At 72.0% G+C, this 7,598-nt stretch carries 5 protein-coding genes; 3 read left to right on the top strand and 2 right to left on the bottom strand.

Annotated elements, in window-relative coordinates; genetic code table 11:
• Window positions 1-64: 64 nt before the first annotated feature.
• Entirely contained in the window at window positions 65-355 is a 291-nt protein-coding gene (locus ACFQ53_RS15640; RefSeq protein ID WP_377861266.1) for a hypothetical protein, read from the bottom strand.
• A 60-nt stretch (window positions 356-415) separates the two neighbouring features.
• On the opposite strand from ACFQ53_RS15640, the gene gluQRS reads away from it, so the two are divergent.
• Complete coding sequence (gene gluQRS, locus ACFQ53_RS15635) at window positions 416-1,360, top strand: tRNA glutamyl-Q(34) synthetase GluQRS (protein ID WP_377861264.1); 945 nt, start codon at window positions 416-418, stop codon at window positions 1,358-1,360.
• Between the two features lie 40 nt (window positions 1,361-1,400).
• Here gluQRS and ACFQ53_RS15630 read toward each other — a convergent pair whose 3' ends face one another.
• Window positions 1,401-2,420, bottom strand: a complete 1,020-nt coding sequence (locus tag ACFQ53_RS15630) for a TerC/Alx family metal homeostasis membrane protein (protein ID WP_377861260.1) — start codon at window positions 2,418-2,420, stop codon at window positions 1,401-1,403.
• 385 nt (window positions 2,421-2,805) lie between these two features.
• Here ACFQ53_RS15630 and ACFQ53_RS15625 point away from each other — a divergent pair, with 385 nt between their 5' ends.
• Window positions 2,806-4,308 (top strand): nitrate/nitrite transporter, encoded by a 1,503-nt coding sequence (locus ACFQ53_RS15625; protein WP_377861258.1) that lies wholly within the window; start codon window positions 2,806-2,808, stop codon window positions 4,306-4,308.
• A gap of 200 nt (window positions 4,309-4,508) precedes the next feature.
• Entirely contained in the window at window positions 4,509-7,598 is a 3,090-nt protein-coding gene (locus tag ACFQ53_RS15620; RefSeq protein WP_377861256.1) for a YhgE/Pip family protein, read from the top strand.

Here is a 7,598-nt window from a genome sequence, read left to right as displayed (position 1 = left end):
GGCGACGGCGTCTCCGCCGTCGCCGGCATCGCGGTCCTCGACGGCCGCTGCAGCGGTCTCCGGTTCAGCGCGCCCGGTCGGTTCGGGTCCGGCGTCGCAGCGCCCACCGGCCCAGCAGGGCGACGGCGCAGCCCACCAGGCCGAGCACGCCCAGAAGACCCCCGGCGAGGATCACGAGACCGGCGCCGATGTTCGCGCCCTCGGCGTCATCGGCCGTGGTGAGGGTCCAGACCTCTCCGAGGCCCGCGAGGACGATCCCGATCAGGGCCACGGCCGCGCACACCCACAGGACGATCCGCAGGATCAGCACGGTCTCGCCACCGGCGGACCGAACGGGTTTCGGTGCAGCACTCATCGTTCCCCTTCCGTCGACGCTCTCGCATCGGTCGACAGCCCACGATGCCAGACTGTGACCATGCCCGAAGCCGATTCGCCCGCCGGCCGCTACGCCCCATCTCCGAGCGGCGACCTGCATCTGGGGAACCTGCGCACGGCGATCCTGGCCTGGGTGCTCGCGCGCCGCAGCGGCCTCGCGTTCCGGCTGCGCGTCGAGGACCTGGATCGGGTGCGCGAGGGCGCAGAGGGGCGCCAGCTCGAGGACCTCGGCGCGATCGGCCTGGACTGGGACGGGGACGTCATGCACCAGTCCCGGCGCGCCGAGGCCTACGACGCCGCGATCGGGCGGCTCGCCGACGCGGGACTGGTCTACGAGTGCTACTGCACGCGGCGGGAGATCCTCGAGGCGCCGTCGGCCCCGCATGCCCCGCCCGGCGCCTACCCGGGCACATGCCGGGATCTGGACGAGAGCGCGCGCGAGCGCGGATGCGCGAGGATGCGCGAGCTGCGGCGTGAGCCTGCCCTGCGGCTCCGCGCGGGGGTCGCCGAGTGGGCGATCCACGACATGTTCGCGGGTGAGGTCACCGGCACGGTCGACGACCTCGTGCTGCGCCGCGGCGACGGCGTGGTCGCCTACAACCTCGCGGTCGTCGTCGACGACGCCGCGCAGGGCGTGGACCAGGTGGTGCGGGCCGACGACCTGCTGAGCTCCGCCCCTCGTCAGGCGTATCTGGACCATCTTCTGGGAGGCGCCGACCTGGCGGCCGCGCCGGATCCGACCGCTCCGATGGAGTACGCGCACGTCCCGCTCGCGGTCGCTCCGAGCGGCGCGCGCCTGGCGAAGCGCGACGGCGCGGTCACCCTGCGCGATCGGCTCGAGCGCGGCGAGGACGTCGGTGACGTGGTGGAGCGGATCGGCGCCTCGCTCGGGCTCGAAGGATGCCGCAGCGCGCGGGACGTGCTCGAACGCTGGGATCCCGCGACGCTGCCGCGCGAGTCGTGGGTCGTGGACCTGCCGGCCTGAGACGGCGAGCAGCCACCGCCCGCTCGGGAGCGACCTGCGGTCAGCCCTGCTGCTGGTCGTCCCCGGAGCCGGAGGCGACCTCCTCGGGCTCCCCCTTGGGGGCCCAGAGCAGGGAGGCGACGGTCGCGATGGCCATGGCGCCGATGATCACGATGAGGGAGGCCGCAGTGCCGATCTCCGGCAGCTTCTCGAGGACCTCGAAGCCGGGGATGAACTCGAGCGGGGCCTCGTGGATGGCGTGGATCAGCAGCTTCACGCCGATGAACGCGAGGATCGCGGCGATGCCGTAGTGCAGGTACGCGAGGCGATCGACCAGGCCGCCCAGCAGGAAGTACAGCTGGCGCAGGCCCATGAGCGCGAACAGGTTCGCGGTGAACACGATGAACGGGTTCTGGGTGATGCCGAAGATCGCGGGGATCGAGTCGATCGCGAACATGACGTCCGTGAGCCCGATGACCACGAACACCATGAGCATCGGCGTGAAGACCTTCTTGCCGTCCAGCACGGTGCGGATCTTGTTGCCGTCGTACTCGTCGTGCACGTGGATGAAGCGGCCCACGAACTTCTGGACCGCGCTGTCCTCCCCGTCGTCCTCGTCGTCATCGCCCTTGACCTGCCGGATCGCGGTGTACAGCAGGAAGATGCCGAAGATGTAGAAGATCCAGGACAGGTGGGAGATCGCGACCGAGCCCACCAGGATGAAGATCGCCCGGGCGATCAGCGCGATGATGATGCCCACCATCAGCACTTCCTGCTGGTACTTCTTGGGCACCGCGAACTTGCCCATGATCAGGATGAACACGAAGAGGTTGTCGACGCTCAGCGAGTACTCCGTGAGCCAACCGGTGAGGAACTCGACCGCGACGTGGCGCGTGTCGCCCACGAAGTACAGGATCAGCGCGAAGACCAGCGCCAGCGCCACGTAGAAGCCCACCCATGCCAGGCACTCCTTCATGGAGGGCACGTGCGGACGGCGCGAGACCAGGATCAGGTCGCCCACGATGATGGCGATGAGGACCACCAGGGAGGTGATCTCGAAGGTCATGGACAGCTCACCCATGCGAGGGGACCCTCTCGGAAGCGGTGCGGGGACGGTGCGACCCGGGCCGACGGCGCGAGGCCTCTCGCGCGGATCCGCCGTGCCCCAGCGCCCCGTGCGAGGCCGCTGGGGCTTCGCGCGGGAGGACGGGCGGCACGGCGCACGGGCCGGGTCTGATCCCTCAGGGTACCGTCGGCGCGGGCCGCGGCCGCTGTGAGAATCCCGGCGTCGTGGGCGGCCTCCGGGCGATTGTGACGAATCACCGCAGCCGCCGGCCGTCGGCCCCGTCTCATCGCGCGAGGGGCACCGGGAGGCCCGGCGTAGCCTGGGAGCGTCCCCCACGGCAAGGGCGCCGGCCTCCCCACGCAGAACCCCCATGCAGAACATGCAGAACAGGTGCTCCTCCATGTCCGGCCCGGCCCCGTCCTCCGCCACCGACTCGCAGGGCGCGCGGACCTCCCCGAGCGTCCGCACCCCCGAGTCCGCCTCCTCGCTCGAGTGCTGCTCGCCCGAGCGGACCGCGCGCGAGCGGGCCCGCGCCGCACGCGTCCGCCGCGCCACGATCGACCCCCGTGTCCAGGCCGCACGACGCGGCAGGCGCGCCCTGTTCCTGTGGGGCATCGCGATGTTCGCCTACATCGTCACCGTCGCCGGCCGCACGAGCTTCGGCGTCGCGAGCGTCCAGGCCGCCGACCGCTTCTCCGTCGGCTCGGCCGCCCTGTCCCTGTTCGGCATGGTGCAGCTGGGCACGTACGCCGCCGCGCAGTTCCCCGCCGGTCTGCTGCTGGACCGCTTCGGGGCCCGACGGATGCTCGTCGCGGGCAGCGCGCTCATGCTCATCGGGCAGATCGGGATGGCGTTCTGCACCGTCTTCGGCCTCGCCGTCGCCGCACGCGTCCTGATCGGCGCGGGCGACGCCGCCGTCTTCATCTCCGTGATCCGCCTGGCCGCCGCCTGGTTCCCCGCGCGCCGCGTCCCGCTGATCACGCAGCTCACGGGTGTGCTGGGCCAGTCCGGCCAGGTGATCTCCGCGATCCCCTTCTTCGCGATCCTCGCCCACGCGGGCTGGGCCCCGGCCTTCTCCCTGCTCGCCGCGCTCGTGTTCGTCGCGGGTCTGGGATGCCTGCTGCTGGTGCGCGACGAGCCCCGGGACGGGCTCCCCACCGGCGCGATCCCCGTGCTCGCCTCTTCGCCCGTGCAGGTGCTGAAGGACGTGCTCGCCTCGCCCGGCGCCTGGGCCGGCCTCGCCGCGCACTGGATCACTCTGTTCGCCGTGAACACGTACGTGGTCATGTGGGGCGTGCCCTTCCTGTCCTCGGGACACCATCTGCCGATGGGCCAGGTCTCGACGCTGCTGACCATCCAGGTCCTCATCGGCATGACGCTCGGCCCGGTGATCGGGACCCTCTCGGGGCGCTTCCCCCTGCGTCGCGGGCGCGTGCTGGCGGTGGGCGTGACGCTGATGGCCGCCCTGTGGGCGGTGACCCTCGCCGTGCCCGGCGAGCACTCCGTGCTGGCCCTGGTGCCGCTCGCCTGCGCCCTCGCGCTCGGTGCGGCGCTCAGCGGCCTCGGCTTCGACATCGCCCGCACCGGAGTGCAGCCGATGTCGGTGGGCACGGCGGTGGGCTTCGTGAACATCGGCGGCTTCGGCGCGGGGCTCGTCTCCGTGTTCCTCGTGGGCCTCGTGCTCGATCTCCTCGCCCCCGCGGGGAGCCCTGGCCTGGACGACTACCGGGTGGCCTTCTCCTCGATGGGCGTCCTCTTCGTGCTCGGCCTGGTCGTGCTGCTGATCGCCGCCGCGCGCGGGGGTCTGCGCCCCATCCCGCGCGAGCGCCGCCCGCTGACCCCCGCGGAGGAGATCGGCGAGGAGCAGGCCGAGGCCCGCGCCGGGTCCGGCCCCGCCGCCTGAGACCTCTCCGGTCCCGACCGGGCCGCGACACAGCGGTCCACTCCGCCGCTCCCCGCATCCGCGGGCACCCAGCCCTGCATCCGCCCCCACCGGCGCGCCGCGTCGGCCGCTCCCCGCCCTCGCACGTCTCCTCTATTCACTCCGCCACACCTCGACTCGATACATCGACGTATTGAGTTCCCGGAAGTATCGTCGTTCCCGTGCCTCAGACAAGTGCCCCCGCGCGACTCCTCAGCTCCCTGCGCAGCGTGCTCCCCGATGAGTGGGCGAAGCCGATCGCCGCCCTGTTCATCACCGGGCTCTCGCTCGTGCCGATCATCTACTCCGGCAACCTCACCTGGTCCTTCGCCGATCCCAACAACCACCTGGACCGCATCACCGCGGCCGTGGTGAACGAGGACACCGGCTCCGACCTGACGACCCCGTCGGGCGAGAAGAAGCACCTCGACGCGGGCGAGGAGTTCGCCGACACCCTCACCGATCTGGACAAGCCCACCGTCTACCGCTTCGTCGAGGTCGACGCCGAGACGGCGCAGAAGGGCCTGGCCGACGGCACCTACGGGGCGAGCGTCGTGATCCCGAAGGACTTCTCCTCCAACGTCTCGAAGCTCTCGGACGATCCCGAGAAGGCCGCGCAGACGCTCATCGATGTGCGCACGAACGACACCATCAACTACGTGAGCGGCAACTTCACGAAGTCGATCGGCACCGCCCTCACCGACTCGCTGCGCAGCTCCCTGTCCAGCGAGTACCTCGACCAGATCTACGTGGGCTTCTCCTCGATCCACGACGGGCTGGGCGACGCGGTCGACGGCTCCGGAGACCTGAAGGACGGCGCGGGCGACCTGAAGGACGGCATCTCCGATCTCTCCGACGGGGCCGACGACCTCGAGGACGGCACCTCGCAGCTCGCGGACGGCACCGGTCAGCTCGTCGACGGCACCGGGCAGCTGACCGACGGCACCGGCCAGCTCGTCGACGGCAGCGGCACCCTCGCCGTCGGCCTCACCCAGCTGCGCAGCGGCGCGGTCGAGCTGCACGACGGCACCGTCACCCTCAGCAGCGGCGCGAACACCCTTGACCAGGGCCTCACCACTCTCGACGGCAGCAGCTCGACCCTGCGCGACGGCTCCTCGAAGCTCGCCGACGGCACTTCGAGGCTCGACGGCGGCGCCTCCGACCTCGCCGCCGGGGCCCGCCAGGTCGCCGACGGCACGGCCTCGCTCGACAAGGCCGTCACCGATGCGCAGAAGAAGGCCGACGACCTCGGCATCGACTCCGACTCCGTCGACAAGGCCTCCCAGGACGCGACCTCGGCGATCGACGACCTCTCGGGCGCCGCCGACGATCTCGTCGACGCGCTCGACGATCCCTCGCACGACGTCGGCGCCCTGCGGAAGAAGGCCGACGACCTCGCCGAGAAGGCGAAGACGGCGGACACCGCCGTGACCGACCTCGGCGACGATGTGACGGCCGCCGGCGAGGACCTCACCACGGTGCGCAGCGCCCTGGACGGAGTGCAGGGCGCGTCGGGCCTCAAGGGCGAGACGACCGACGCCGATGACGCGGCGCAGTCGTCGAAGACCTCCGCGAGCGACGTCTCCTCCACGGTGGACGACTACACGAAGCGGCTCGATGCGATCGCCGAGGCGTGCACCGCCTCGGGCGACGGCGCGGGCGACGGCTCCGACAGCGCCTCGGACGGCGGCGGGGACGCGAAGGCCGGTGCCGACGCGCAGATCTGCGAGCAGCTCGACGCTCTCTCCGCTGACTCGAAGGGCCTGCGGGACTCGGCGAGCACCGCCTCCGACGACGCCGCCACGACCGCCGACGCCACCGCCGAGGCGAAGAAGTCCGCGGCGAACCTCGACTCGCTCGGGGACGACGTCACCACGGCCGCCGACGACCTCGCGACCCGCCTGGACGACATCCAGGACCGGGCCGCCACGGCGAGCGAGACCATGGACGCCCTGCGCACCCCCGCGAAGGAGCAGGCGCAGGACATCGCGGACGTCGCCGATGCGATCGACGACGCCCGCACCGCCGCCCAGGGCACCGACACAGCGGAGGCGAAGAAGCGCATCGACGCCCTCGCCGACCAGGCACGCGAGGCCGCCGGGGCCCTCCCGGGCGCCTACGACGAGCTGCAGTCCGGCGCGTCCGACGTGCACCGCCTGAACGACGGCGCCCAGCAGGTCGCCGACGGCGCCGACCAGCTCGCCGGCTCCACGGGCACCCTGAACAGCGGCGCGCAGTCGCTCGACTCCGGGCTCGGCCGGTACACCGACGGCGTCTCCAGCGCCCGCTCGGGCGCCGACCGGCTCGCCGCGGGCAGCTCGGCGCTCACCAGCGGCTCCTCGCAGCTCGCCGATGCATCCGGCTCCGCGGCGCAGGGCGCGTCGGACCTGCACGACGGCGCCACCCGCGTCGACGACGGCGCGCAGCAGCTGGCCTCCTCCTCCGTCCAGCTCGACGACGGAGCTCAGCAGGCGGCCGACGGCTCCGCGCAGCTCGCCGACGGTGCACACCGGCTCGACGACGGCGCCGTGCAGCTCGTCGACGGCGCGGACCAGCTCCACAGCGGGCTCGTCGACGCCCAGGACGAGGTGCCTGACTACAGCGACGCCGAGCGCGAGAACCTCGACGACGTCGCGAGCGACCCGGTGGGCATGAACTTCGAGCGCTCGAACGACGTGGGCCGCTTCGGCGAGGGCCTCACCCCGCTGTTCCTGTGCATCGGCCTGTGGGTCGGCGGCATGTCGATGTTCCTCATGATGCCGCCGTTCTCCGAGCGCGCCGCGCGGCGCGGCGTCGGGGCCGTCAAGCTGCTGGTGGGCGGCCTGCTGCCGGCGTTCGTCCTGGGCGTCGTCGAGTCGGCGATGGCCGTGGCGGTCCTCCACCTTGCCGTCGGCATCGACGTCATGCACCTGGGGTGGATGTACCTGCTGGCCGCGTTCACGTCCCTCGTGTTCGTCGCCCTGAACCACGGCTTCGGCGCCGTGTTCGGCCCGATCGGCAAGTTCGTGGGACTGATCCTCGTGGCCCTGCAGATCGCCGCCGGCGGAGGCACCTACCCGGTGCAGACGATCCCCGCCTTCCTGCGGTTCTTCCACCCGTACCTGCCGATGACCCACGCGATCGACGCCTTCCGGGGCGTGATCGGCGGCGGCTGGGTCAATCCGGTCCAGGACCTGTCGGTGCTCGGGATCTGGCTGCTGATCGGCGTGGCGATGGGCCTCGCGGGAGCGCTCAGGGCGCGGCACGCCGCGTCGTCCGGCGACGCCGACTGA

Source organism: Brachybacterium sp. NPDC056505 (assembly GCF_042794925.1).
GTDB classification, from domain to species: Bacteria; Actinomycetota; Actinomycetes; order Actinomycetales; family Dermabacteraceae; genus Brachybacterium; species Brachybacterium kimchii.
Note: the sequence above shows the minus strand (reverse complement) of the source record. Positions and strands in the feature narration are given on the sequence as shown.